Below are 26,657 nucleotides of genomic sequence, written 5' to 3' on the forward strand. Positions count from 1 at the left end.
GCGCAAGCGGCGCGAAGACCGCGGCGGGCGGCATATCAACCAATCTGTCTGGGGCGGATGATCGCCCGGCCGATGACAATTGCGATCGGTCCGCCTTCTCGTTCCCAGGCTCCGCCTGGGCTGCGCGAAATCCGTCGTTTTCAGGGGCAATTGGCCTCGGCGAATCGTCGCGTTTTTGTTCCACTGGGCTTTTTGTTCAAGGAGGAACGTCATGACCTGCGAAACCAGCGAAACAGCCGTCGCCCGGTATTCGTCGCCGGCGGGCAAGTTGGTGCGGTTCTTCGAGCGGAGTCGCAATCGGTGGAAGGCGAAGTCCGGCCAGTGGAAGCGAACCTGCAAGCTCCTGCAGAACCAGACCCGCGCCGTCGAGAAGAGCCGCGCGATGTGGCGCACGCGGGCCGCCGCGGCCGAACGCCGCGCGGCGGACCTGGAACGTGAGATCGCCGCCTTAAAATCCGGGCGCTGACCGGGTCGCCGACGCAGCCCCTGGCCCCCTCCCGGACGCCGTCCGACCGGCCCATCATGCGTATTCGGCAGCGGCCATCGGCCTGACGTTGCAGTTCTGTCTGGCCGGAGCGGTCAGCTTTCGCGGCTGCCGGGCGGTGGTCGAACTGCTGCGGGACAGCCTGCCCCAGTTCCGGGGGGCTCCTGCGGCCAATACTGCGGAAGCGTGGCTGCTGCGGCTGGGACTGCACGAGTTGCGGCGGCCCAAGGAATTCGCCGCCGACTGGGTGTTCCTCGTCGACCACACGCTGCAACTGGGGTCGCGGAAGTGTCTGGTCATCGCGGGGCTGCGATTGTCGGCGTGGAAAGCGCTGACGGCGCCGCTGACGCACCAGGATCTGACGCTGCTGGCGCTGCAGCCGGTCGAAAAATCCAGCGGCGAGATCGTCCAGCGGCAGCTCGCGGCTGCGGCCGGGCTGGTCGGCGTGCCGGCCGCCATCCTCAGCGACGAGGGTTCGGATCTTCTCGGCGGCGCTCAGCGTTTCCGCGAACAGCACCCGACGACGCAGGTGCTGCACGACATCGCCCACAAGACGGCGATCGTGCTCAAGCACGAACTGCTCGCCGATCCGCGGTGGATCGCGTTCGTCAAACACTGCGGGCAGACGCAGCCACGGGTGAAGCAGACGGAACTCGGACACCTTGCTCCCCCCACGCAGAAAGTCAAAGGGCGTTACTTGAACTTGGGGCCGCTGATCGGCTGGGGCGCCCGCATGCTGCGGCTGATCGACACGCCCGCGGCCGAACGTCCCGCGGGTCTCGACCTGACGCGGCTCGAGGAGAAGTTCGGCTGGATCCGCGACTTCCGGGAGGCGCTCGTGGACTGGAACGACTTGCAGGCGGTCAAGGACCACATGCTGGAGTTCCTGCGCGTGGCGGGCTACCACGCCGCCGCCGGCGAGACGCTGCGCCGGCAACTGGAGACGGTGGCCCGAACGCCTGCCGGTGAGCGTGCGGCGGCGCGGCTGGTGGAGTTCGTGAGCGAGCAGTCGAGCGGCGTGCTCCCCGGACAGAGTCTGCCGGCCAGCAGCGAAGTGCTGGAATCGCTGATCGGCAAGGGCAAGCGTTTGCAGGGCCAGCACAGCCGCGGCGGCTTTACGAAACTGATTCTGGGGATGGCCGCGTCGGTCGTGCGGATCAGCGAGGAAAAGATCTGCGAAGCCCTGAACGCCGTGCGGCATCGCGACCTGCTCGCGTGGATCGACGACCACTTAGGCAAGTCGCTGACAGCCCAGCGCCGCCAGGCCCTCCCCGTCCTTCCAGGAACAAAAGCCGGATCAACCGGGACCGCCAACAATTGACGATTTCGCGCAGCCCAGGCTCCGCCTGGGAACGCACTCTTCCGACGCTCCGCGTCGTCTTCAAGCGAATCCGAAAAGACCCGGCCAGAGCCTCGAAAGTGGCTCATGCCCCCAGACCGGCCCTGAGAGCATGAGCCCTCAGCCGTCCCAGTTCTGCATCGAAATCTCTCGCGTACAGCGCGCACAGACCGTCGCATCGGCCGGAATCATCGCCCGACAATGCGGGCACTTCTGCTTCGGCGTGGCGGCGATTGCCTGCAGGAGAATCAACGGGCCGAAGACGACCGCGAAGGGAATCAGCAGCAGCGATTCCGCACACGTCCTCGACGGGCTCTCCGGCACTTTGGCGGCAAAGAGGAGAACCCCCAGCAGGCCGCTGCCGATCCACAGGACCGCCAGCAGATACATGTCCCGACCTCCCATCAAGCTCCATCCGCATTTCGTCGTTCCCGTGACCGTCAACCATCGCGCGGCGGATGGATGAGATACGCGTCCGCATAACGCATGGATCTCGCAATTCTCACCTGCCGCAAGCCGCTCACCCGGAAAATCTCCCCTCGCGGCTTCCCTTTCGACATTCCGTCTTCGACCTTTCTCTCCAATCCTCTTTTCTCCGCGTCCTCCGTGTCTCCGCGGTCAATCCTCTTCGGCCTTCTCTGCGAACTCCTCCCACCTCCGCATCTCCGCGAGGAATTTTTTCGTGTTTTTTGAAAAATCCCGTCAACTGCTATTGAACATCAATTCGTTAACAGCCCAGGATCGGACGCGTTGGTCGGGTGAAGGTCATGCATGCACGCCCCAGGTTCGCCGAAGGCGCTCGAGCGGATCCCGCCAGCACGCGGGCCAGGTCAGGGCCCGAACCCGGAGTCCTCGCCAGAGGGCTCTTTGGGCGGTGCGGCCGATGCGCACCGCGGCTCGATCGAGCATGTCCGACGCGTCCTCTCGACAGGAGACGCGGGGTTGACCTGTCAACAGCCAGCCGACAGACGGGGCGGGAGCGCCGGCCAACACCGGAACTCGCCCCGTCCAGGCCGGGCTGACGACGAATCCGGTTTGAAACAAAGTCGAATCCACCAGGATTCGCCCGGTGTCGCCGTGCGCACCGCGAAAGCTGAGGAGCGATCAGAAGTGAAAATGATGCAAGTACTGTTAGAATATATGCCGACCTGACAGGAGGACACAGTGTCGACAGGGAAACTGCAGCAGAAGCGTATCGAAGAACTGATCCGCAAAGGGAAGTTCGAGGCCGCCCGTAAGGATCTCGAAACGCTGATGTCATTCAGCGATGCGTCGGCGGCCGAATGGGCTCGAACGCGGCTGACCGGCCTGCGGGAAGATCTCGACCGGCAGCGCGGCGAAATCGATTCGGTCGAACAGCTCGCTCGAAAGCTGCTGAAGAAATCGGATTACGCGGGAGCCGTCGAGCTCCTGAAGCAGATCCCCTCCGAATTGAAATCGCCAGACGCTTTCTCAATGCTCGCCGAGGCCGTCGAGAAGGACGAAGAAATCCGGCTCCTGCAGCAGGATATCGAACAGGAGATCGAAAAGCAGCTTCCGGAAAAGTTGCCGATGCTGGTGAAACGCTTCCTGCAGTTGAAGCCGGGCCACAAGGCAATGCACGCCCTGGCCACCGATTTGAACCGATACGGTCCCGAACGGGCCGTCAGGATCCGTCAGGGCCAGCAGATCTTTCTCGATCCGGCCGGGCGAATCGTTGAACCCAGGCACATCGCTTACGCCGTCGCGAGCATCGGCCTGCTGTTCGCCGTCGTCTACGCCGCCAATCTTAGGTTCCAGACTCCGCGGGGAACCGTGGTCTTCGAAGTCGTCGACGCCGGGGTGGTCATCAAGGTCGCCGGCGAAGAGATCACGCTGGAAACGTCGAGCCGCTCATATCTGCTGAACACGTCGGATCGACTCACGCTCGAAGCCGCAGTCGACGGCATCGCAGTCCCCTCCGCGACTCAGGAAATCGGCATCGGCGAGAACGAGACAAAGCAGTTGACCGCCAGACTGCGCCCTGACCGGACACTGGAGATCACGATTCAGTCTCACACCGACGCCTTTACGGTTCCGGACAAGACTTTCCAGTATCCCCCGGAAACCGAACTGGCCGCCGTTGCGTCCGCTGGTCCCAATGATATGCCAGTCGCTCCGTCTGCTCTTCCCCCGGGCCCGCCACCACCGTCGCTGGCCAGAGCCCCCTTTACGGCGACGGAAGCCGAGCGGCACCAGGCCGCCTGGGCGGAATTCTTGGGCAAACCTGTCGAATACACGAACTCGATCGGCATGAAGTTCCGCCTCATCCCGCCGGGCGAGTTCGTCATGGGATCAACCCCCGACGATTTCGCCCTGGCGCTCGCGGCACTCCCGCCAGTCGATCGGCAACGTCTGACGAAGAACATTGAGAGCGAGACGCCGCAGCATACTGTCATCCTCAAATCGCCGATCTATCTCGGCATCCACGAGGTGACTCAGCGGCAGTATCAGGCGGTGACCGGGAGCAATCCGTCGAGTTTCGCACCAGGCGGGGCCGGTCAACAGGCCATTGGCAACCGGAACACCGACGATTTTCCGGTCGAAGAGATCAACTGGAATGACGCCGCACAGTTCTGCTCCACGCTCAGCGAACGAGAACAATTGCGACCGTCCTACGTAGTCACCGGCGACGCCGCAACGCCAGCGGAAGGGAACGGCTATCGCCTGCCGACGGAAGCCGAATGGGAATTCGCCTGCCGGGCAGGAACGACCACCCGCTACTGGATCGGCGACGATGGCAAGGAATTGTCCCGGACCGCCTGGATCGCAGCCAACTCCGGAGGGACGACGCACCCCGTGGGAGACTTGCGGGCCAACCCGTTTGGGCTCTTCGATATGCATGGCAACGTCTGGGAGTGGGTCCAGGATCGCTGGGATCCAGGCTTGTATAAAGCGTCTCAAGCCTCGGGCACGATTGATCCGGCCGTCGAGATTCCGGTACGCAATGACGGAATGCTTCGTGGCGGTGAGTTCGGTATCGAACCCGCGCGCTGCCGTTCCTCAGCTCGCAACGGCGTGCGTTGTACATACCGTTATCGCAGCCTCGGTTTTCGGATTGCTCTGGCCGTCTCTGCAGTGCCTCAAGTCCGGTCTATCGCAACGGAACCCGCGCCTCAGTGATGATTCTATGACAAGCCCCCCCCGGCGCCACGGCATTTGTAATCTCACTCCCCGATCTCGCTCCCATCCGCCGCAATCCCCGGTATCTCAATCGCTTTGATATTCCCCGTAAAAGGCGAGTCGCCCCCCTCCTGCAGCGGCGGCCCGGTCCAGACAATCGTATTGTCGATCGTCAGCACAACCTCCTGCGCACCCGTCATCCGCCCCGCCGCAAACTCCCAGCGCTCGCCGTCCGACTCGATCAGCAGCACCACTTCCGGATTCGTGCCGAACGTGAAAAAGAAAATCGCCCCGTCCGCCCGCTCGGCCTCGGCCGGCGTATACCGATCCACCGGCTGCGGCAGCAGTCGCAGTTCGCACTTCTCCTTCCGGACGACTTCGCTCGACGCAAAACGATTGGCGAGCGATCGCATCTGAATCAACCGCAATTGCGGCGTCTTCGCGGGCACCGGTGCGCCGGGGAGCGGCTTGAACTGATACTGCGTCCCCTTCGGCGACCAGACCACACCCTCCACGGACGTCGTAAACGGCGTCTCCGTCAGCGACGATCGCTCGTAACTGATGCACGGTTTCCCGTACGTGTTGCGATCGAGTTCTACCGCCAGCAGCGCCTTGGGCCGGCCCTGGTCCCCCAGCTTCCACACGGACGCCGCCACGTAGCCGCGCGCGGGGTCGCTGTATTTGAAGATCGGCTTCGACGCGAACTGCGACGGAAACCCCGCCTCCGCCGACTCGATCGTCAGCGCCGCCACCCGCGACTCCATCAGTTCGAACCTCCGCACTTTCAAGACCTCATCGCGATCCTTGCCGGACGGTCTCGCATCTTCCGCACAAAGACTCGTCGCCATTGAGGAAGAGATGGCGACGGCTGCGAAACTCGCCAGCAGGCCCCGCCGCGACAGCCACGGGGACGACGCCGGCCATGGATCGTGACTCATGATGATCGCTTCGCTTTCCGGGATTGCACCACACGGATCGACAACAGGGCTCTTGCAGGAGAGATGTTCACAGGGGACCGATTCAAAATAGACGATGAAGACATTCTGTCAACAGAGAATCCGGAATGCGTGGTGACGGAGCGAATCGCAGGCGATCATCATTGCCATCCTCGTTCCCAGGCTCCGCCTGGGAATGCCTCTTCCGACGCTCCGCGTCGTCTTCCAACGAGCCCGAAAGGACCGAGGCGGAGGAACCTCGACGAGTAGAAATCCCCACGCAGAGCCTGGGATCAAGAGCAAGCGTCCCGTTCTGGCTCTTAGCTCTCGACTCTCGTCTCTCGACTGCCCTCCGTTCGACATTCATCTCCCCGCAAGAGATCTTCCCGAAGACACTACGCGACCGGCCCCGCCCGTAGTAAGATCCACGAAACCACATCTGTCGCTCCCCGAGGAACGCCGTCGATGTCCGAGGCCACTCCCTTCTCCACCCTGGAATCCGCCCAGCAAACCGGTGGAGCGTCCGCCGTCTTTGACCGCCTGATTGAAACCCTCGTCGAACGGGGCGACTTTCACAAGCTCTTCGACGCCACGCTCCTGCGCCGCAAGCACGAGCTCGGCCTGCCGCTCCATCGTCCCACCTCCTTCGAAGACGTCCCCGCCGAGCAGAAGGAAGCGTTCGAACAGACCTACGTCGCCGCCGCCCGCGACGTCGGCGAACGGCTGCTGGGCCAGGGCAAGCTCGGCCAGGCCTGGATCTATTTCCATGCCATCCGCGAAGTCGGCCCCGTGACCGCCGCCCTCGAAGCCTTTCCGGTCCCGCGCGAGACGACGGAAGCCTCCGAAGAGGTCATCGACTTGGGCCTCTTCAAAGGCGTCCACCCGACCAAGGGACTGCAGGTCATGCTGAAAACGCATGGCACCTGCAGCACGATCACCTCGCTCGACCAGCAGTTCGCCCAGCTCAAGGCGGAAGACCGGGCCGCCTGCGCGGCGTTGCTCGTCCGCCAGCTCCACGAGGATCTGCTGCAGTCGGTGCAGCACGAAGTGAAACAGCGCATGCCGCTGACGCCCCCCGCGAACACGCTCCGAGAACTGATCGAGGGCCGGGACTGGCTGTTCGAGGACAACAATTACCACATCGACGTCTCGCACCTGCACGCCACGGTCCGCTTCGCCCGGTCCCTCTCGCCCGAGGCACCGGAACTGGCTCTGGCTCGGGATCTCGCCGAATACGGTGCGAAACTCTCGCCCCAGTTCCAGTATGGCGGCGATCCCCCGTTCGACGATTTCTACCCCGCGCACATCCAGTTCTTCCGCTTCCTCGCCAACGACGACCGTCCGGCGGCCATCGCATACTTCAAGCAGAAGCTGGAGCAGGAACCGGACGCCACCGACCAGGCGCTGATCGCCTACGTGCTGGTCGATCTGTTCGTGCGCGTCCAGCAGTACGACGAGGCCATTCCGCTCGCGGAAAAGTATCTCGTCGGGGCGGACGACGATTTCGCCGGCGCCTTCGCCGAGCTCTGCCAGCAGGCCGGCCGCTTCGACGCCCTCCGCCGTTCGGCCGCCGAGCGCAACGACCTCGTCACCTTCGCAGCGGCTCTCCTGCAGGACCTCCCTGCCAAGTAACCTTCCAGGGAACGGACTCCCGCGATGCGCGACCTGACGCTGCTCTTCGTCAGTCGGGGCGTAAGGCTGTTCGCCTATGGCTTCCTATCGGTCGTTCTCGTTCTGTATCTCAAGGAACTGGGACTGTCCGACGGCCGAGTGGGACTGTTGCTCACGCTGACGCTGCTCGGCGACACCGCGCTCACGATCTGGCTGACGACTCTCGCCGACCGCTGCGGCCGCCGCCGGATGCTGCTCGTCGGAGCCGGCCTGATGGTCCTGGCGGGACTCGTCTTCGCGGCGACGCGGAATCCCCTCTGGCTGCTGGCTGCGGCGACGATCGGCGTGATCAGCCCCAGCGGCAGCGAAGTCGGCCCGTTCCTCGCCATCGAACAGGCCGCGCTGACGCAGCTCCTCAAACCCGAACGCCGGACGCTCCTGTTCGCCTGGTACAACCTGCTCGGCTCCTTCACCACGGCTTGCGGCGCGCTGGTCGCCGGCGAAGCCTGCGCGGCGATGCAGGCCGGCGGCGCCGCCGGGGCCGCGATCTACCGCCCCGTCGTCCAGAGCTACGGCCTCCTGGGGCTCGTCCTGGGAGCCTGCGTCCTGGGCTTGTCGGCCGCCGTCGAGTTGCCGGCCCACGAAAAGCCGCATGCCAGCACGGGACGCAGCGGCCTGGGGCAGTCGCGAAAGCTCGTCGCCAAGTTGTCGGTTCTGTTCGCGATGGACGCCTTCGGCGGCGGCTTCGTCGTTCAGGCGGTCCTGGCCTACTGGTTCACGATCCGCTTCGGCGTCGAACCCGCGACCTTGGGAAAACTGTTCTTCGCCGCCAATCTGCTGGCCGGGGTTTCGTCGCTGCTGGCGGTCTGGCTGGCCCGTCGGATCGGCCTGATTAACACGATGGTCTTTACGCATCTGCCGTCGAACGTGCTGCTGATGCTCGTTCCGCTGATGCCCACGTTTCCGCTCGCCGCCGGACTCCTCTTCATCCGTTACAGCCTGTCGCAGATGGACGTCCCGACGCGACAGTCCTACCTGATGGCGGTCGTCTCCCCGGCGGAACGCTCGGCCGCTGCCGGTTGGACCATGATGGCCCGTTCGCTGGGGGCCGCCTGTTCGCCGGCGCTGGCCATGCAGCTCATTGCCTTGCCGCACGGCATCGCCTGGCCGCTCTATCTGAGCGGCGTGATCAAGATCGCTTACGACCTGCTGCTCTACCGCGAATTCGTCCATGTGAAGCCGCCGGAAGAGCGAAACGCTTAGCGGTCTCAGCCCAGCTCGCGTTTCAGCCATTTGCGCCTGGCGATGGCGATCAGCACGACGCCCGGCGGGGAGAGTGACAGACCTGCGATGGCCGTTCCGATCAGCCAGGTCGACTGCGGCAGACTTCGAGCCAGGGGGGGCATGAAGATCGCCGCGGTCGGCAGGACGGGCAGGATCAGCAGCATCGCTGCGGGCATCACGACAAATTCCGAACGAGCCAGGGTCAGCATTGCGACGAGCCCGACGCTGAGCAGATACGTCCCGAGCACGGCCGCGACCAGACAGCACCAATGCAGAGCCGTCCAGCCGCTGCCGGCCGTCAATTGAACCCAGAGTGCGGCCCAGAGCACAAACGCCGGCACCGCCAGCAGGTCCCAGCCGAGCCCGCGGAGGAGGTCCGTGACGGCCGTCGCACGGGACACCGGCCGCAGCCATTCCTGAGCAAACCGCAACCGTCGAGTCCGGATGCTCTGCAGTGCCACCACCGGCAGCAGCAGCCCGGCTTCCAGCATGATAATGCCAAACCGCTCGTGCGGCTGCCGGCTGAAGCCCGCCAGCGTCAGCGTGAAGACCAACTGCATGATCAGTCCGGCGAAGAACAGCCGGGCCGGACCGGCGGAGCCCCCCGCCTGCCACAACCGCAGCCGCGAAAACCAGCGCTGGCCGTGATAGCCGGTCAGCAGGGATTCGCTGACGGAGCTGAGCATCGGGAAACCGCGGATCTGCTGACCGGGATTCGCGTCCAGCGCCCGCGCCATCGGCATGTCCCACATGGGAACTCCCTGCGCCGGCAACTGCGCGCCGGACTGCAGAAAGTACCGGATCGACTCGGGAAGAAACCGGACGGTCAGAACCGCCATCAAGAGCAACTGCAGCATTGCGAGACCGACGTGCCACGGCTGCAAGCTGCGAAGCAGATCGCCCACAGAGATGGCCCCCGAGGCCAGCAGGGTGACCAGCACGACCGCCGGCCCGCTGCCGACGAACAGAAACACCTGATTGAGGAGCGTTCTGCGCGCCGGCGGGAACGCACCGGACAGGACCGCAAAGCCCGCCGCCAGAAACACCGAGGGAATTATCAAGCAGGCCGCCGCCGGGCTGCTGGAACAGGCCAGCACACCCACGGCGAAGAGCCAGCCGGCGGTCATGAAGCCCCCGGCGACGATCTGATGAGGGGCCGCATAACCCGGCAGGAGCTTCGAATGAACGTGCTGAAACTGCTGCGAGACCTGCACGAGGACAAAGATGCTGCAGCAGACGCTGAGATAGCCGACGACGCCATACAGGACGCCATAACCGCTGGCGTCGCCGCCCGCCTGCCAGTCCGGTGCGACCGGCAGTTGGACCACCAGGTACGTCGCGCCGATCATCGTGCACACCAGGATCGCCGTCAGAAACCGCAGGAACGGTCGCGTGGTATAGGTCATCAGGACCATCGACAGCCGGCTGTCCATCTTGCACCTGTCATCGGAAGGAGCGTTCAATACCTGCAAAAACCAGGGTGTTTCGAGGGATTCGTCTGTTGTTGGTTCGTGATGTCATCCCATCGGCAAGGTCCTGTCAGGCCAGTTCGCGGTCCAGCCACTTCCGCCGGGCGATAGCGATCATGGCGACACCGGGGACAGCGAGCGACAGGCCGATGATTGCTGACGCTTGCAGCGAGGAGGATTGCGACAGGTTCCACGGCGGTGGATCGAAGAACCACATGCTTGGAATCGATGGGATGAACAACAGGATGGCGAACGGAACCATGGCGAGCGTCGTGCGAACGGCTGTCAGAATGGCGACCACGCCGAGACTGAAAAGGTACGCTCCCGCCGCTGCCGCCAGGAGGCCCAGCCAGTGCTGTCCCGTCCAGGCGATGCGTTCGACGCACGTGACCCAGATGGCCGCCCAGAGGGCAAACAGTGGAATGGCCAGCAGATCGAAGGCCAGGCCTCGGAGGAGGTCGCCGACGGCGGTCTGCCGCGATACGGGTCGCAGTAACTCCATGGCAAATCTCGGCTGGCGGTGGAGTGCTGTCAACAAGACAGTGATCGGAATCATGATTCCCATCTGCATGATGACGAATCCCACTTGTATTGTCTCGGCGTCGCCGCGAACGCTGCTAATTACTAGGAACACTAACTGCATCAAGATCCCGATGGCGAATAACACAGCCGGACCAGGCGAGCCGCCGGCCTGCCAGAGCCGCAATCGGCGAAACCAGTGCTGGCCGTGATAGCCAGTCAGTTCGGACTCGTGCAGCGACGAGGACCACAGGAATCCAGGGCCGACTTGCCTGGAGTTGTCCATCTGACTGGCCTCTGACAACATGCCGAATCCGGCAACCCCCATCGGCGGCGATTGAGAACGATCTTCTGCAAAGTAGCGAGTGGACTCAGGAAGAACTCGTACTGTCATGATCGCCAGAAACGCGAACTGAATCAGACTCAATCCGGCGTGCCAGGGCTGAATTGCATCTGCGACTCTGCTCGGGCCAACAGCCGGAGCCATCAGGACTGCGATCAGCACAAGCAACGGCAGCCCGCCGACGATGAGCAGGAACCGGCGAAGCCATGTTCCTGCGGGACCAGGAAACGCAGCCATGCACGAGGCGAACGCCCCGCTGACGAACGTCGATGGAACAACGACGTTTAGCGGCCACGGAGCACTCGCGGATAGCATCACGAGAGCCGCGACACACCACGCCAGACTTAGCAACAATCCCGCGACGATCAGGTGAGGCCGTGCATAGTGAGGTAGTAGCCGGGAGAAGGGACTCTGAAACTGCAATGACACCTGTCCGAAGACAAACGACGAGAATATGAAGGCTACGGCAAAGGGCATCAGGGTACTGATTGAAGCTGAATCGGGGATGTCAGCTTGGAACGGCGGCCGGTCGCCGATTGTCGCGATATACACGAGGCCGACGAACATCAGCAAGCCGATGTTGTAGAACAGAAGAAACGGGCGGGTCCAGTAGGTCGACCAGGCGGCTGCGAGACGGTCCAGCATGGGGCACCTGTGCTGAGGAGTGTGAGCCGGAGAACGTCAGTGAGCCGCTACGGTCCGCGAAGGGGTCGGCCCCCGTTCCGGGCGGCCGTGCAGTTCCAGGAAGATCTCTTCGAGATTGAGGTCATCGACGTCGATCTCGGCGTTCCAGCGGACGCGCAGATCGCTGAGCAGAGCCTCGTCGCAGTCGGTAATCGTGACGACCGCTTCGGAGCCGTGGATTTCCATGCGGATCGAACCGGGGATCGAAAAACTATAGGGGAGGTCGCGGTCCGCGCGGATCCGCAGCCGTTTGAAGCGGTCCTTGAGGGCATCGAGCTCGTCGAAGCATTGCACCTTGCCGTCGGCCAGCAGAGCGACATGCGAGGCGACCCGTTCCAGGTCCGACAGGATGTGCGTGGAAAACAGGACCGTGTGTTCGCCGTCCTGCGTCATCTCGACGAGGGACCGCAGGAACTCACGGCGGCCGACGGGATCGAGGGCCGCGACCGGTTCGTCGAGCACCAGCAGTTCCGGGTGATGTCCCACCGCCAGAACCAGTGCCACTCGCTGCAGTTGACCCGCCGAGAGGGTGCCGACTTTCGCTTTGCGATCCAGTTCCCAAGTGTCGAGCAACGACTCGACCCAGGCGTGGTCCCAGTTGGGATAAAACGCTCCCCAGTAGCGGGTCAGGCGGCTGACGGTCATCCAGGGATAGAGCCGGATTTCCTGCGGCACGAAGCCGAGCCGGGCTTTGTTGGATTCCGAGAGCCACCAGGGGTCTTCCCCCCAGAGGCGGACTTCGCCGTCCGACGGTTTCAACAGCCCGAGCAGGCATTTGATGAAGGTACTTTTGCCGGAGCCGTTGGCTCCCAGCAGGCCGACGACCGCGCCGCGCGGGATCGCCAGATCGACTCCGCGGAGGACCGCTTTCTCGGGAAACGACTTGTGCAGATTCGTCGCGACGATCACGGGGGCGTTCATGGTCGGTGTTCCCGCAGGAGAGATTTCACGGCGGAGAGGATCTGGTCATCGGTCAGGGACAGTTGCCGCCCTTGAGTCACGAGAGCGGTTCCGTGATCCCGGAGCTGCTCCTGCCGGTCGGCGACGGAGCCTTGGGGCTGCTGTTCGCGGACCCGCATGCCGGTCCCGCGGATGCGTTCCACGAGCCCGTCCTGTTCGAGGCGGGCGAAGGCTTTGGAAACGGTCATCATGTTGACCTCCAGCTCGGCGGAGAGCTGGCGGACGGAGGGGAGGAGATCGCCCGCTCTGAGCCGTCCGCTGGCCATCAGAGCCCGGAGCTGGTCCATGATCTGGCGGTAGATCGGGACGCCCGAGGAGGGATGAACCAGAAGTGGCAGACGGCCGTCGTGCATATGTGTATTACGATAGTAATGCACTTGGGCGGAGTCAAGCGGCAATTTTGGAGAAACGGAGGAATCTGTCTTGTCCCTTCCCCGGCATTCTGATGTCGAGAGAGACCGGGCGTGGAGTTCCTGGTCCTGCGAGAACATCGAAGACCCTCACCCTATCCCTCTCCCAACGAAGACGTCGGGAGAGGGGACCGGAGATGGGGCACGCAATCGCGGTCGTCGATGAACTCGTTCCCAGGCTTCGCCTGGGAATGCCTCTTTGCGAGGCTCTGCCTCGCATTCCGTTCGATCGAAGACAGTGTCGTCCAGGCCGGGAATTCGGGCGAAGTTCCGCGTAGAAGAGGCCGGACGGTCGACGTTCTGTGACGGCACGGGTTGCGTTTGAGACCATTGAGTTTCTGTCGGCAGTTGCAAGGGGGAGTCGAACCGGCGGGGGCCGCGAAGACGACGCAGAGCGTCGGAAGAGGCATTCCCAAGCGGAGCCTGGGAACGAGTAAGCAATGAGGGCGGAGCCTGGGAACGAGGGTGATGGGCGGAGGCTGGGAACGAGTTGGCGAGCGATGGCCGTTACCAGACTTCGCGCGGCTGACAGATCTGTCCCGCTTTGGGGACGCCTCCCTGCAGGATGGCGATGAATCTGGTCCGGTTTTCCAGAATGGAGATATCCGCCAGCACGTCGCCGTCGACGACCAGCACATCCGCCAGCTTGCCGGCTTCGAGCGTCCCCAGCTCGTCGGCCCGGCCGAGGATTTCCGCGCCGGTCTGCGTCGCACACTTCAGCGTTTCGAGCGGCGTGAAGCCGACGTAGTTCACGAAGAACGTCAGCTCTTTGGCGTAGTCGCCGTGAGGATTCCAGGCGAAGCCGTAGTCGCCCCCCAGTCCGATCCGGCCGCCGGCTTTCAGAATCCGGCGAGCGCTCTCCGCGCCTCCTTCGAGAGTTTCCCGGTGGCCGTCGATCACCTTCTGCGGCATGCCGAATTCGGGGCCGCGTTCGATGCTGGCGAGCTCGAAGTAGAGGGCCGGGACGACGGGGACGTTCCGCTTGAGCAGCAGTTCGAGGGTTTCGTCGTCGATGAACGTCCCGTGCTCGATCGCGTCGTATCCCGCCTTCAGGGCGTTGCGGATGCCTTCGGTGGCCCGGCAGTGGCCGGTGACTTTCAGGCCGTGATTGTGGGCCGTCTGCACCACCGCGTGCATCTCTTCAAACGTCATGCAGAGCGTGTGATGATCGTTGGCGTCGGGCGCAGCCGCGTCGCCGGTCGGATAGGTCTTGACCCATTCGACGCCGTCTTTGACGAGCTTGCGGACGGCGGCCCGGGCCTCGTCGGGACCGTTGACCAGCAGCACAAGTCCCTCCATGCCGATCTTGCGATAGTCGGGGTTCCAGTCCATCAGCCCGGCGACGCCGCAGATTTCGCGTCCGCTGGAGGCGAGCCGTGGGCCGGGGCAGATTTCGGCTTCGATGGCCTTCTTGAGCCAGACATCGATATTGAACAGGCTCCCGCCGCTGCGGGCGGAGGTGTACCCGCACTCCAGCGCCAGCTTGGCATTGGCGGCGGCGAGCAGCGTGACGTATTCGACCGGGTACTTGATATCGAGGTCTTCCAGAGCCGCCACGTTAAAGTACGTCGGATGAAAGTGAGCCTCGACGAGGCCGGGGAGAATCGTGCCGCCGCGGGCGTCGAGCGTGTGATCGGGCGGGGCCGGGGAGTCGGAGAGGGCGGTGGCCGGCCCCGCGTAGACGATTCGCCCGTCGCGGATCAGGACTGCCCCGTCGGGAATCGCCGGGCGGCCGGTGCCGTCGATCAGTTGCCCGTGGGTGATCAGCGTCGTTCCGGTGGCGGTCTTCATGGGGGGCAATCCTGGTTGAGCGTTGAGCGTTGAGCGTTGAGCGTTGACGGCGTTTCACGATCAGCGGCTGAGATTTCGTTGAACGCGGAGAGAGGCGGCTAAATCACCGGCCACGATTGTGAGGCGCTCCGTCTTTTCTCCGTGGACACTCGTTCGACTTCTTTGAAGACCCTCACCCTGGCCCTCTCCCACTGAAGACAGCGGGAGAGGGGACAAGACTCAGAGACACACTGTTCAAGAATCGCTGCTGGTGATTTAGAGAACCAGCGATTCGAGGAAGGCTGTTACGACATTGGCGACTTCGTGCGTGCGCTGCCAGTGGAGCATGTGGCCGGCGCCGTGAAAGCGAACGACCGTCAGATCGGCGACGACCTGCCGCCAGAGGGCCGCGTCGTCGTCGATCAACATCCCCCCGACCGCGTGGTCCGCCTGCAGCAGCAGGACGGGACACTGCAGAGATCTTCCCACGCCTTCCACGTCGTAGCCGTCGAGCCATTGCCCGGCGACGATTGGCCGGAGGACCGCGGGATCGAGTTGTCGGAGCGCCGCAGCGGCAAAGCGGATCGCCGCGGCGTCGCGAGTCTCTCTCAACGGGACGTTGTGTCCGGTGAGCGGATTCCGCAGGGGCGCTTCGCCGAGCTGCGCCAGCAAGTCCGCCCGCGGCAGCGCGCGACCGCAGAGGTTTTCCAGCGCATGGAAGTAGCTCAGCAGCGGCGTCGAGTCGATCCGCTCCCCCATCGTGTGAAAGGGAGGATCTTCGGCCACGACGGCGCGGACGCGCGCGGGCTCTGCGGCGGCCACATGGGCGGCGACCATCGCGCCGAGCGAATGGCCATACAGAATGACCGGCTCCGTAAATTCGGTACGGATCAGGGCCGCGACGTCGGCCGCGTAGTCGGTGACGAGGTAGCGGTCGGCCCGGTCCGACGTCCCATGCCCGCGCTGGTCGAGACAGTGCATTTGCCAGCGCGGCGGCAGCGCCGTCGTCAGCGGCAGCAGGCATTGCCAGCGGCGATTGACGCCGTGCAGGCCGATCAGTGCGGGACCGTTCGCGGGGCCGCTGGCGAGATTGAGAGAGAGCTTGCCGCAGGAGAGAATGCGTTCGCGAAACATGAGTCGAGACGCCGATCGGGCCGGAAGGTGTCTGGGAAGTCCGAGACACCGTAACCCCGCTGGCGGGCGGCGTCAAATTCCGCCGGATTCCCGCCGGTCGGCGACGGCCTGAATGGCGGTTCGGATGGCGGAGAGGAGCGACGAGGCATCCGAGGGTTTTGGCAGATAGACGTCGCAGCCCGCCTCAAGGCAGCGGTTGCGGTCTCCCGTCATCGCGTGGGCCGTATAAGCAATGATCGGCCCGTCGTACCCGGCATCGCGCAGCTCGCGAGTGGCGGAATATCCGTCCTGGACCGGCATCTGCATGTCCATGATGACGGCGTCAAACGGACGCCGGGAGCGCTGTGTTTCCAGGACGTGCCGGACGGCCTGCCGACCGTCCGGCACATGCACGACATCACACCCGCGACGTCCCAGCATGCGGATATAGAGATGGGACAGATCTTCGCTGTCTTCGGCGAGAAGCAGGTGAAGCGATTTCGTCTCTGCGGAGTCAATCTCGCCGTCCGCGCGGACGGCGCCGTCGGGCGAAGGCACAGTCGCTGCGCCGACACTCGCCGGGATGACCACTTCGAAAGTGCTGCCGACTCCCGGCTGGCTGGCGGCGGTGACATCCCCCCCCAGCCGGCGGGCCAACTGGCGGGAAATGGTCAGGCCCAGCCCGGTTCCCCCGTAGCGGCGGGTCACCGAATCGTCGGCTTGCGCGAACGGGGAGAAGATCTCGCCGAGTCGCTCGGGCGCGATTCCGATTCCGGAATCGATCACCTGGAACTGCAACTGCGCGTGTGTGGCCGTAGCGTGCTGCAGTCGCAGTGCGACTTCGACTCCGCCGCGGTCGGTGAATTTGAGAGCGTTTCCGATGAGATTGGTGAGAATCTGCCGCAGCCGTCCGTCGTCGGTCACAGCCACGGAGGGGACGTTCGAGTCGACGCGGGTCTCGAATGTCAAGCCCTTGGCTGCAGCGCGCGGCCGCAGCAGCTCGACGATGTCCCGAATCAGTTCCCGCGGGTGGAAGGGGCGGTGTTCGATCGGCAGCTCTCCGGCCTCCACCCGCGACAGATCGAGAATGTCGTTGATCAGCGTCAGCAGATGCATGGCGTTGGTGCGAATCGTCTCGATGCAGAGCTCGCGGTCCTCGGGAGTTGTTTCCGCGTCGGCGAGAATGTCGAGGAAGCCGAGCACCGCCGTCATCGGAGTTCGGATTTCGTGGCTCATGTTCGCCAGGAAGGTGGACTTTGCCCGATTGGCCGCATCGGCCTGATCGCGGGCGACGATCAACGCGGCATTCGCCTCCAGGAGTCGCTCCTGCGACCGGCGAATTTCCTCCGTTCGCTCGGCAACTCGCGATTCGAGTTCGTCGGCGTGGTCGCGCATCCGCCGTTGCAGTTCCCAGCGGCTGGTCAGCGCCCGGGCGAACTGACTGACGTCGAGAGAGCCGAACGGCTTCTCCAGAAAGAGCAACTGGTCGTGCCGGGACTTCAAGTATTCCAGTCCGCGCCGGGCGGCGACGGGATTCGCCGTGCAGAGGACAGCCTGCAGATCGCCGTCAACGTCCCAGAGATGCTGCAGCGTTTCGAGTCCGTCCCAGTCAGATCCAAGCTGGAGGTCGACGTAAGCGACGGAGAAAGGAGACCCGTCCCGGCGAGCCATCTCCACGGCCTTCAGCGCCGCGTGGCCGTTGTCGACCGCCACGACCTCATACCGGGCGGACTGTGCGGCGGCGGCAGTCAGGGCCTGCTCGATCGTCAGGTGGATGAGCGGCTCGTCATCAACGATCAAGATCCGATGGATCCGGGGACGATCCGTTCTGTTCAACTCCTGAACATCGCTTCCGCCCGTTGACATGGTACGCTTGTCATAGGTTCGTCAGTGGTGCAGCCGGCCGATATGGACCCAGCGTAAACGCTAGCATACCGAGTGCTTTCGTCAATCCTGCAGGGCGGGCCGGACGTGCAGATTCCGCAGATCGGGACAGTCGGCGTTCCGGTTTCACGACGTTCTTCGAGCGCCCCCAGGACTCATTCGTCCGCTCAAACTCGGGAAACACCGGGACGCCTTTCCCGAATGTGTTCCGCCTCGGAGCCGCGAGCGAGACACATGATTTCCGTCAGAACGGCCGCGAGACGGAGAGCATCACCCAGTGGGCCTGCGCCCGGAAGGTGCTGTCGGAGAAATCGCCCCCCGCAATCAGACTCTCGTCGGTGTGAACCGTCGGGCTGAAGGAGTACTGGTATGCGAAGTTGAGCGTCCAGTCTTCCAGCACGCGGCTGAAGCCGAGCGAAAAGGCGTGTTCGAGCACGCCGTCCGTGTAGGTGTTTAACGTGTTGCTGGGGACGGGGCGGCCGTGATAGACGTAACCGGCCCGCCACGTCTGTTCGCGCGATTTCAGGAATTCGTATCCCAGCCGCAGCGAGACCGTGTCGTGCCACTGCAGGGGGACGGCGTCGTCGGCCGAACTGCCGAGCAGGGCCTGGTAGATCGGGTTGTCGGTCTCGGAGAGGGTCAGGCCCAGGTTGTTGAAGGTCGATTTCCAGTGGTACCAGATGACGTCGGCCGAAACCTGATGCCGCGGGGCGACGCGATGTTTCACGCCGAATCCGAGGGACGACGGCCACGCAATGTCGACGTCGGCGTCGAACCGGCCGAAGAGAGGAGGCCCCTGGCCGAGGGGCACCTGCACGTCGGCGCCCCCCTTCATCGAGAAGTCGGTCCGGCTGATGAAGGCCAGGCCGAAGGTCGTGTTTTCCGTCGCCACGTACTGAGCGCCGATCGACCAGGTCGGCGCGTAGCCGGTGCTGTGGAGGTCGAGCAGCGTGGGCGTCCCGGCCATCGGTCCGGTCTGCAGGTAGAAGGGGCCGTTCAATTCCACATGGCTCATCGCCAGGCCGAACGATCCGCCGACCGACAGGCGGTCGGTCACCTGAACGGCCACCGACGGCAGAATCTTCCCGAGGGCTCCCAGCGAGCGATACTGCTGGCGGCCGAAGACGGGATTGACCTGCGAGAACTCCGCCCCGAAGCCGGCGGGCGCCATGATTCCCAGGCCCAGCGCCCAGAGTCGGTCGCCGTCGTCGAAGACTTTGAAAGCCGACAACTGCGGGACCGGGAATCCGGAGACCTTGTTGTGGGAGTACGAGTTCTGGGGATCGGTGTAGCCCAGGTCGAGGATCACTGTGTCGACGCCGCCCTCGAACAGGCCCCCCGAGTTCGAGAAGATCATGCCGGCGGGATTGTCGTTGAGAATGGCGCCGTTGTCGGAGTGGGCGATGTTGGTTCCGCCGCGGCCCCCCGAGATCGGCCCGATGCCGTCGCGGACCAGTCCGTCCGCCAGCGCCGGACTGCAGACTGCCAGGACTGCCAGGAGAAACGGGAACCAGGTGCGATGCAGCATGAAAGTGCGTCCGGCGGAATCTGCAGGTCCATCGACAGATGGCTCGCCACTCGAGCCGTTGCCCTGTCTACAGAATTCGACAGGTCCCCCGGCGAGGTTCATTCCCGCCTTTGCGGTCTTGGCCCTTGTGTTCGAAATGTCCGGCGCTTCCGCTGCAGTTGCTACAGGCAGAAAGGTTCATTGTTCCGGGCGGGAAATGACGGGGAGAGCGGCCTTCAAGCCTGTCGACGTACGACTGTACGCTGCAGCAGACGCAGAATCCGCCGCGGGGAGGCTGATCGAGAATGTGGTTCCGGCGCCGCAGACGCTGTCGCAGGCGATCGAGCCGCCGTGCGATTCGACGAGTCGTCGGCAAACGTCCAGTCCGAGTCCGTTTCCGTTGGCCCCTTTGGTCGTGAAGAACGGTTGCCAGACACGTTCGGCAATCGATTCCGGAATGCCGCAGCCGTTGTCGCTGACATCGATGCGGACGCGGTCTCCATCCTGCTGCAGGCTGATGCGGATCCAGCCGTCTTCGCGCCCGTCAATGGCATCCGAGGCATTTTTGATGAGGTTGGTCAGAACCTGCTGCAGCTTGAAGCGGTTGCCGAGGACGGGGGGGGCGTCCCGCAGTTGGGCGTGGACTCGAGTGACGTCGATCTTGCGGTCGAATCGGAGGAAGGAGACCAGTTCCTGAATCAGCTCGTCCAGCGCCAGGGGGCGTCGGTCGAATTCCTCATGCTCCTGCCGGACGAATTTCTTGACTTCTTCGACCAGGGCCACAAGCCGTTCGTAGGTTTGCGTGGCGAAGCCGGCGATTTTTTGCATTCGCGGGTTGCCGGCAAACTCTCCCTGCATGACTTCGAGCAGGGGGAGCATGCAAAGCTGATTGCCCATTTCGTGGGCGATTCGAGCGGTGGCCTGTCCCAGCGTCGCCAACCGGTCTGCGGCGATAAGCTGGTTGGTGAGGGTCTGATTGGCGATTTCGAGATCGTGGGCTTCGAACGCCCGCCGGAGGATCGCCAGCAGCTCGTGGCGTTCCCAGGGCTTGCGGACGTAGTGGAAGACCTGGCCACGGTTGATCGAATCGATCATCGCCGCGGGGTCGGTGTAGCCCGTGAGGAGGATGCGTTTGGTCAGAGGGTGTCGTTCCCGCAGGATTTCCAGGAGTTCAACGCCGGTCATCCGCGGCATGCGATGGTCGGCGACGACCACGGCAAACGCCCGCTCTTCCATCAGCTCGAGGACTTCCTCGGCGCTCTGGGCGAGGGTGATCTGGAAGTCGTCCTCGAAGGCGGCCTCGAAGACCACCAGATTGCCCACTTCGTCGTCCACGTACAGCAGTTCCGGCTTCATTGCGCCACGATCTCCAGAGGTCGCGAGACCTCGATGACTGTTCCTGACTTCGTCTCGCCTCGATCATCCGCGGGGACGGTGATCGTAAATTCCGTGCCCCCCTCCGGAGGACAGACAAACCGGAGGTTTCCTCCGAGGCCTTCGACAATTCGGCAACTGATCGACAATCCCAGCCCCGTTCCGACGCCGACGTCCTTGGTCGTAAAGAACGGGTCGAAAATCCGGTTCCGGACCGAATCGGGAATTCCGCAGCCCGTGTCGCGAATGGCGACGGTCAGCCAGCCCTCTTCCAGACTGGTGCGGACGAAAATGTCACCTGGTCCGGAGATCGCCTGGCGGGCGTTATTGAGCAGATTCATGAAGACCTGGTTCAGCTCTCCCAGCGGACCGAAGATGCGTGCCGATTCGCAGTAGTCGCAGTGAACCGTAATGCGGTCTTTGAGTTCGTGGCCGAGGAGGTTCATGCAGACGTCGAGGGAGCGGTTGACGTCGAACCACTGCGGAACTTCCGCCCCCGGGTGGGAGAAAGTTTTGAGATCCTGGACGATGCGGGTGGCGCGTTCCGCACCGTGGAGGATCACTTCCGCCAGGCTTGAGATTCGCGTCAGCCCCCGGTCGATGTCGACGTCCAGCCTGCCGGACGCCTCGCGGGCGGTCAGGATCTCGCGGACGGCGCCGACCTTGCTCGCCAGGGGCTGAATGCCGTTGTAGACGGCGTTGATGGCGTTGTTAATTTCGTGGGCGACGCCCGCGACGAGCTGGCCGATGGAGTTCATTTTCTCCGAATGGACGAGCTGCGACTGCATCGCCTTGACGTCGCGGAGCGTCGATTCCAGATCGCGGTTTTTGACTTCCAGTTGCCGGTGCAGGTCGCGGACGCGCAGCAGCGACCGGACGCGGGCGCGGAGCTCCTCGGCGTCGAACGGCTTGACCAGATAGTCGTCGGCCCCGCACTGCAGACCCTCGATTTTCATGGAGGTTTCTGCGCGTGCCGTCAGCAGCACGAAGGGGAGATTGCACCAGCGCGCGTCCGCGCGGACCCGGTGGCACAGTTCGTAGCCGTCGAGACCCGGCATCATGACGTCGGAGATCACCAGATCGGGGGTCAGACGCTCCAGGGTCTCCAGCGCTTCGAAACCGTCCGCGGCCAGTTCGATCCGATAGTGGTCCGACAGGACGTCGCCGATCAGGAACCGCATTTCGGGAGTGTCGTCGACGATCAGGATCAGCGGCGACGTTTCGTCGACGGAGCCCGCGACCGCGGGGATCGGGCGGGAGCCGGGGAATGTCTGCAGTTCTGCGAAAGTGCTTCGCATTCCCGAGGCGGTGGGGGAGATCGCGGCCGCCACGGGAACCAGCGGTTTGACGACCGGGAGCTCGATCCAGAAAGTGGCGCCGCGGCCGAGCTCGCTGTCGACGCCGATCGTGCCGCCGTGAAGTTCGATGAGCTCGCGCGCCAGCGACAGCCCCAATCCCGTGCCGGAGAAGGCGCGGGAGCGGGAACCGTCGATCTGCACGAACCGGTCGAAGATCCGGTTGTGATCTTCGGGTTTGATGCCGATTCCCGTATCGGCCACGCTGAGCAGCAGCCGGTCGTTCTGGAGCCGGGTTTCGACGTGCACGGCACCGCCCTGCGGCGTGAACTTGAGCGCGTTGGAGACCAGGTTGCGGATGACCGTTTCGAGCTTGTCGGGGTCGGCCGAGGTCAGTGGCAGAGTGGCCTCAAGACGAGCGGTCAGCCGCACGCCGCGCTGCTCGGCGAGGGGTTCCGCCGAGCGGACGAGCGATTCCACGAGCCGATTGAGGTGCAGGCTTTCGGGGCGCAGCTCTTCCTTGCCGGAGCCGACGCGGGAGAATTCGAGGAGCTGGTTGATGAGTTCGAGCAGGCGCAGGCCGTTGAGCCGGACGACGTCGAGGAGGGAGCGATCGCGTTCCGGGAGGGCGTCGGACTGTTCGAGCAGCCGCTGCACGGGGGCGAGAATCATAGTGAGGGGGGTGCGGAGCTCGTGGCTGACGTTCGAGAAGAATTCGGTCTTCAGCCGGTCGGTTTCGCGGAGTTTCCGGAAGGATCTCTGGAGAGTTTTCTTGCTCCGCATCAACTGTCGCGTTCGCAGACGGACCTTTTCTTCGAGGGTGGAGTTGAGTTCGCGGATCATGGCGTCGTTGCGGTTGAGCTGCTCGACCATCGTGTTGAATTCGCGGGCGAGGTGGTCGATTTCGTCGTTGCCGACGGGCATCAGGCGCTCGTCGAGCCGGCCGGATTTGACGCGTTGCATGGCGGCGACGAGGTGGTCGACGCGGGTGGAGACCGAGGACGAGAGGAAGTGGGAGAGGAGCAAACCGACGGCGACGGCGGTGATGGAGATGCCAACGGTGTGTTCGCGCAGGCTGGCGACGGCCTCCATCTGCGAAGCGGGGTTCTGGACGATTTCAAAGGCGCGTTGATTGGCCAGGCTGCCGATCATCAGGGCGGTGATGGCGAGGGTCAGGCCGAAGCAGACGTTCATGCGTCGTCGCAGATGACTTCGCGGCAGGTCGCGGAAGTCGATTTGAACGCCGTTTGACAGGAGAAACGTGGTGCAGGTCGCCATCCAGCGTTCGGCGGCGAAGAAGGTCATGAGCAGGACGGCGGAAATGCCGACAAACCCGGCGGCTCCGATCTGCAGGAGCAGAAGGAGCGGCGGCGAATCGACGACCCAGAGCCAGGCATTGATCGGGAGGACGGTCGTCAGCGGGACCAGCCAGCTTTCGCGCCAGTGGTGCAGGCTGCTGAACATCGCGGCTTCGCGGCCGGCTCGATCTCCATCGGCAGGAGAAACGCCGTGTCCGGCGCGGATCTCTTCAATCACCCTGCGCAGTGTGCGCGTCTCGTACTGAGCGAGCAGCACCGTGGAGATGGTGGAGATGGCAATCCAGATTGCGGCGAACAGAATCAGGTGTTCGAGCAGGGCATGCGGCAGAGCCATGGAGAGGCTGACGAAGTAGATCGTCAGAGCGCCGCCCAAAAGGCAGAGCGGCCTCGTGATGAGCATCATCACGAGGACATACCACCCACCGCAGCGGTCCAGCAGTCTGTCGAGCATCTCTACCGTCCGAGGAGTTCCGGCGAGACTCGTCGCTACTGCGAGCGATCTCGACATCGGAATTGATCGGCCGGAGGAAGGGCAGCCGTCGGCCGATCAGATCAAGCCTCGGCTGCCCAGATGCATACGGAAGAATCGCTCGTTTCCTTCGAGCAGTTTTTTCCAATCCAGACTGCGGATATCACGAGCCTTACGAATGTAACGATGGCGATGGCTGTGCCAGCGGCGCGCGAAATGCCGTTCGTGACGGCCGTCGACAACGGCGTCTTCGACAAAGTGGGGAGAGGGGTTGGCCAGATCCGAGACAGTCAGGTCGCCTGAGACAACCGCCCGCGCAAAGACCCCGCTGGTGAAATCGCTCTGAGGAATCTCGCGGCGCCACGTGCTGAGCAGATTGCCGACGCGTCCCATGCACTGGAGTTGCCACAGGGCCTCCCGCAGCCGCCCGAGATCCTCCGCGGGAAATCCGGGCGAGCACATCAGGTCGAGCGTCGAGAAGCTCATCATGTGCATGGCGTGTGGGAGATACAGGTCGTGCTCGGTCGGATTGAGCAGATTCAGATGCCGGTTGAGGAGGCTCGAGTACCGCATTGTGTTGAAATACTGCTGCTGATCGAAGTTGAGCAGATCCGCATATTCCGCATACAGCGGGCACTCGCGAATCCGTTCGTGGTAGGTCGTCGCGAGTTCCCGAGTGACCTTCGCCCAGCGCCTGTCCGGCGCCGACAGGCCAGACAGATCGACCCCTTCCTGCGGTTCAATGATCCGGAACAGGACGTCGAGCAGGGTCTCTCGCCCCTGTTCGTCGGCGACGTCGTCCAGCAGGACGCAGAGCATGATCGACAGCACTTTGGTTTCGCAGACGTGCTGAACCAAGTCCTCCCGGACGCAGGGAAGAGTCGTCAGATAGGCTCCGTGCTGACACCATTGCCACAGGTAGCGACCGCGCGGTCCCACCGTCGAGTAGGTCTGATACCAGGCTTCGATCTGCGGCGACAGGACCGTGGCCTGGACCGCTTCGTGCTCGTGCCTCAGGGACGAGAGAGAGAATCCGAAGCTGTCGAGCCCGGCGCGTTTCATCGGCTGATTGGGCGAGGAGTGAAGGTCTCGATCTCTCGCCGCAAATCCCGAGTTGCGGACGGACTGGACGATCTGATCGACGTGCGACTCCAGGGTTTCGGGAGTGATCGGGCCATGCAGCACGATCTGCCGCGATGAAGTCGGCCATCCGATCCGTCGCAGGGACCGCAGGATCTCTCCCTGGAGAGGTGTCAGGACCGACGATGGCTTTGCGCCGGCATCGATGACGTAGAGTCGCTTCGCATCGCGAACTTCCCGGGCCAGGGTCCGGTGATCGAAGGGCGCGGCAAAGCGCAGGTTCAGCACCGAAACCGTTTGCCCGGATGCCGTCAGCCGACGAGCTGCCGCCACCGCCGGCGCGACGGATTCGCCGATCGCCGCCAGGACCACCTCGCCGCCTCGAAACAGACACTCGGATCTTCCGAACTGGATCGACGTTCGCGAGTCGGGAAACGCAATCGGCAGCCGCGGCCGTGCGGAAACGAGAATTGCGGTCGGCTCAACGGCGGAGGCGACCAGTGACACCATTTCCCGGCAGTCAAAGGGATCTGCCGGGACCATCACGGATTTCCAGGGGAGCAGGCTCAGCATTGAGAGGCAGGATTCATTGGGCGACAGGCCGCGGCCGCCTGCTTCGGAGTCGTCGTCCGGCGTCAAAATGACGATGAGCAGCAGGCGTGTTCCGATACCGCCGCAGATTTCGTCCAGGTGCTGGCGGAGCTGGCGGGCCGAGATCAAGACGACGACGCGTTGCTTGCGTCCGACGAGGGACAGCGCCCACTGCAGGGCTGAGCCTGCGTCGTTCTCTGCCCAGAAGACCCTGCTGTCGCCCTCTTCCGAAAGCCGCGGGAGCAGGCTCTGCGGCACGAGCGACACGACAGTGAGCGGTTGCAGCCGCATATTCAGCCAGCCGTGCACACCGCGGCACACAAAGTCTGCCAGAGTTTCCGAGTCCACCGTGGCCGGGCGGGCCTGATCCTGCTCGGGCTGACCACGGAGCACCTCGGACTGACCAAACTCAATATGCGGACGCAACCAGCCAGCCCCGGCAGGTTGCGAATCGCCCGTCCGTTCCCAGTCGATCTGGTTCATTTCCGATCCGCCTCCCCGACAGTCCTTGCGGCCGATATTCCACACCCGGCAGGGGACATCCGCACTTGAGGACATTTCCCCAGTTTGTTTCCTTTTTTCAACTTCACACCCTAAGCAGGTCTACGGGTGGTGAAAATACCAGTTTCTCGGGTTTCTCGTTTTGTGCGGAAATTCGTTCTTCGACCGCAGAAAAACTTTCGCGCGCTCACCAAATCGGCTTAAGGCGAGCGGTGAGACTTGACGGAGCGGACGAACTCCGACCGCGCGAGGATGCCTCGACACAATCGCTACATCCCGATGTAATTACCGGACTTACAGACAACGCATCTGTGTCGGTTGGCGAGAATTGTTCGACCATCGGCAACCGATCCGCGGGGCCGTGGGGCCACGTCGCGGCATCGAGCTCGCATGCCATCAAGTGGAGTCGCGTGAATTGGGAATGACCCCGGCTGATGGTAACACCGATGGATGGGTGTTTTGACGAGAATGAGGCGATCAAGCAACGTGGGAGAGAGGGCGATTGTTTGGCAGAGCATCCGAAGTATGCTCAAACGTGCATGTCTTTTCGATTCGGGTCTTGGGACGGGAAGCCG

The 26,657-nt window shown here is 63.6% G+C and carries 18 protein-coding genes; 5 read left to right on the forward strand and 13 right to left on the reverse strand.

All coding sequences use genetic code 11. From position 1 onward, the window contains the following. Positions 1-211: 211 nt before the first annotated feature. Together SH412_RS10935 and SH412_RS10940 are read left to right on the forward strand one after the other, a co-directional pair. Positions 212-466, forward strand: a complete 255-nt coding sequence (locus SH412_RS10935) for a hypothetical protein (RefSeq protein ID WP_336518717.1) — start codon at positions 212-214, stop codon at positions 464-466. An 88-nt stretch (positions 467-554) separates the two neighbouring features. Beyond that, positions 555-1,805, forward strand: coding sequence for a hypothetical protein (locus SH412_RS10940; RefSeq protein ID WP_336518718.1), 1,251 nt, complete (start codon positions 555-557; stop codon positions 1,803-1,805). Positions 1,806-1,943: 138 nt separating this feature from the next. Here SH412_RS10940 and SH412_RS10945 read toward each other — a convergent pair whose 3' ends face one another. Then, positions 1,944-2,228, reverse strand: a complete 285-nt coding sequence (locus SH412_RS10945; RefSeq protein WP_336523551.1) for a hypothetical protein — start codon at positions 2,226-2,228, stop codon at positions 1,944-1,946. A gap of 759 nt (positions 2,229-2,987) precedes the next feature. On the opposite strand from SH412_RS10945, the gene SH412_RS10950 reads away from it, so the two are divergent. Then, positions 2,988-4,964 carry an SUMF1/EgtB/PvdO family nonheme iron enzyme gene (locus tag SH412_RS10950; protein ID WP_336523552.1) on the forward strand — a complete coding sequence of 659 codons (1,977 nt, stop codon included), beginning with the start codon at positions 2,988-2,990 and terminating at the stop codon, positions 4,962-4,964. Between the two features lie 44 nt (positions 4,965-5,008). Here SH412_RS10950 and SH412_RS10955 read toward each other — a convergent pair whose 3' ends face one another. Continuing rightward, complete coding sequence (locus SH412_RS10955; protein ID WP_336523553.1) at positions 5,009-5,902, reverse strand: hypothetical protein; 894 nt, start codon at positions 5,900-5,902, stop codon at positions 5,009-5,011. 462 nt (positions 5,903-6,364) lie between these two features. Here SH412_RS10955 and SH412_RS10960 point away from each other — a divergent pair, with 462 nt between their 5' ends. Together SH412_RS10960 and SH412_RS10965 are read left to right on the forward strand one after the other, a co-directional pair. Then, positions 6,365-7,531 (forward strand): tetratricopeptide repeat protein, encoded by a 1,167-nt coding sequence (locus SH412_RS10960; RefSeq protein WP_336523554.1) that lies wholly within the window; start codon positions 6,365-6,367, stop codon positions 7,529-7,531. A gap of 24 nt (positions 7,532-7,555) precedes the next feature. Beyond that, positions 7,556-8,773 carry an MFS transporter gene (locus SH412_RS10965; protein WP_336523555.1) on the forward strand — a complete coding sequence of 406 codons (1,218 nt, stop codon included), beginning with the start codon at positions 7,556-7,558 and terminating at the stop codon, positions 8,771-8,773. Between the two features lie 5 nt (positions 8,774-8,778). On the opposite strand, the gene SH412_RS10970 is transcribed toward SH412_RS10965, so the two are convergent. From SH412_RS10970 to SH412_RS11020, 11 genes are all read right to left on the reverse strand, one after another. Beyond that, positions 8,779-10,227: a hypothetical protein gene (locus tag SH412_RS10970; RefSeq protein WP_336523556.1), complete on the reverse strand. Its 1,449-nt coding sequence runs from the start codon at positions 10,225-10,227 to the stop codon at positions 8,779-8,781. A 106-nt stretch (positions 10,228-10,333) separates the two neighbouring features. After that, positions 10,334-11,698 carry a hypothetical protein gene (locus SH412_RS10975; RefSeq protein ID WP_336523557.1) on the reverse strand — a complete coding sequence of 455 codons (1,365 nt, stop codon included), beginning with the start codon at positions 11,696-11,698 and terminating at the stop codon, positions 10,334-10,336. Between the two features lie 108 nt (positions 11,699-11,806). After that, the gene (locus SH412_RS10980; protein WP_336523558.1) at positions 11,807-12,730 is read right to left on the reverse strand and encodes an ABC transporter ATP-binding protein; all 924 of its coding nucleotides are present in this window, start codon (positions 12,728-12,730) and stop codon (positions 11,807-11,809) included. Continuing rightward, complete coding sequence (locus SH412_RS10985) at positions 12,727-13,122, reverse strand: GntR family transcriptional regulator (protein ID WP_336523559.1); 396 nt, start codon at positions 13,120-13,122, stop codon at positions 12,727-12,729. Before SH412_RS10985 ends, SH412_RS10980 begins: the two co-directional genes overlap by 4 nt. A 564-nt stretch (positions 13,123-13,686) precedes the next feature. Then, positions 13,687-14,970, reverse strand: coding sequence for a metal-dependent hydrolase family protein (locus SH412_RS10990; RefSeq protein ID WP_336523560.1), 1,284 nt, complete (start codon positions 14,968-14,970; stop codon positions 13,687-13,689). 255 nt (positions 14,971-15,225) lie between these two features. Further along, on the reverse strand, positions 15,226-16,083 hold the full coding sequence (locus SH412_RS10995; RefSeq protein WP_336523561.1) for an alpha/beta fold hydrolase: 858 nt from the start codon (positions 16,081-16,083) through the stop codon (positions 15,226-15,228). A 72-nt stretch (positions 16,084-16,155) separates the two neighbouring features. Continuing rightward, the gene (locus SH412_RS11000; RefSeq protein WP_336523562.1) at positions 16,156-17,862 is read right to left on the reverse strand and encodes a response regulator; all 1,707 of its coding nucleotides are present in this window, start codon (positions 17,860-17,862) and stop codon (positions 16,156-16,158) included. Between the two features lie 328 nt (positions 17,863-18,190). Further along, positions 18,191-19,474, reverse strand: coding sequence for an OmpP1/FadL family transporter (locus SH412_RS11005; protein WP_336523563.1), 1,284 nt, complete (start codon positions 19,472-19,474; stop codon positions 18,191-18,193). 177 nt (positions 19,475-19,651) lie between these two features. Beyond that, complete coding sequence (locus tag SH412_RS11010) at positions 19,652-20,809, reverse strand: sensor histidine kinase (protein ID WP_336523564.1); 1,158 nt, start codon at positions 20,807-20,809, stop codon at positions 19,652-19,654. Further along, positions 20,806-23,892: an ATP-binding protein gene (locus SH412_RS11015; protein WP_336523565.1), complete on the reverse strand. Its 3,087-nt coding sequence runs from the start codon at positions 23,890-23,892 to the stop codon at positions 20,806-20,808. Before SH412_RS11015 ends, SH412_RS11010 begins: the two co-directional genes overlap by 4 nt. A 96-nt stretch (positions 23,893-23,988) precedes the next feature. Then, positions 23,989-26,139, reverse strand: coding sequence for a transketolase C-terminal domain-containing protein (locus tag SH412_RS11020; protein WP_336523566.1), 2,151 nt, complete (start codon positions 26,137-26,139; stop codon positions 23,989-23,991). Between the last annotated feature and the right edge of the window lie 518 nt (positions 26,140-26,657).

This window comes from Planctellipticum variicoloris, from assembly GCF_030622045.1.
Taxonomy (GTDB): Bacteria; Planctomycetota; Planctomycetia; order Planctomycetales; family Planctomycetaceae; genus Planctellipticum; species Planctellipticum variicoloris.

Excerpts from the sequence above, each read along its gene's own strand:
- SH412_RS10935 (WP_336518717.1), top strand. The coding sequence starts at position 212 with ATGACCTGCGAAACCAGCGAAACAGCCGTCGCCCGGTATTCGTCGCCG.
- SH412_RS10945 (WP_336523551.1), bottom strand. The coding sequence starts at position 2,228 with ATGGGAGGTCGGGACATGTATCTGCTGGCGGTCCTGTGGATCGGCAGC.
- SH412_RS10955 (WP_336523553.1), bottom strand. The coding sequence starts at position 5,902 with ATGAGTCACGATCCATGGCCGGCGTCGTCCCCGTGGCTGTCGCGGCGG.
- SH412_RS10960 (WP_336523554.1), top strand. The coding sequence starts at position 6,365 with ATGTCCGAGGCCACTCCCTTCTCCACCCTGGAATCCGCCCAGCAAACC.
- SH412_RS10965 (WP_336523555.1), top strand. The coding sequence starts at position 7,556 with ATGCGCGACCTGACGCTGCTCTTCGTCAGTCGGGGCGTAAGGCTGTTC.
- SH412_RS10970 (WP_336523556.1), bottom strand. The coding sequence starts at position 10,227 with ATGGACAGCCGGCTGTCGATGGTCCTGATGACCTATACCACGCGACCG.
- SH412_RS10980 (WP_336523558.1), bottom strand. The coding sequence starts at position 12,730 with ATGAACGCCCCCGTGATCGTCGCGACGAATCTGCACAAGTCGTTTCCC.
- SH412_RS10985 (WP_336523559.1), bottom strand. The coding sequence starts at position 13,122 with ATGCACGACGGCCGTCTGCCACTTCTGGTTCATCCCTCCTCGGGCGTC.
- SH412_RS10990 (WP_336523560.1), bottom strand. The coding sequence starts at position 14,970 with ATGAAGACCGCCACCGGAACGACGCTGATCACCCACGGGCAACTGATC.
- SH412_RS10995 (WP_336523561.1), bottom strand. The coding sequence starts at position 16,083 with ATGTTTCGCGAACGCATTCTCTCCTGCGGCAAGCTCTCTCTCAATCTC.
- SH412_RS11005 (WP_336523563.1), bottom strand. The coding sequence starts at position 19,474 with ATGCTGCATCGCACCTGGTTCCCGTTTCTCCTGGCAGTCCTGGCAGTC.
- SH412_RS11010 (WP_336523564.1), bottom strand. The coding sequence starts at position 20,809 with ATGAAGCCGGAACTGCTGTACGTGGACGACGAAGTGGGCAATCTGGTG.
- SH412_RS11015 (WP_336523565.1), bottom strand. The coding sequence starts at position 23,892 with ATGCTCGACAGACTGCTGGACCGCTGCGGTGGGTGGTATGTCCTCGTG.
- SH412_RS11020 (WP_336523566.1), bottom strand. The coding sequence starts at position 26,139 with ATGTCCTCAAGTGCGGATGTCCCCTGCCGGGTGTGGAATATCGGCCGC.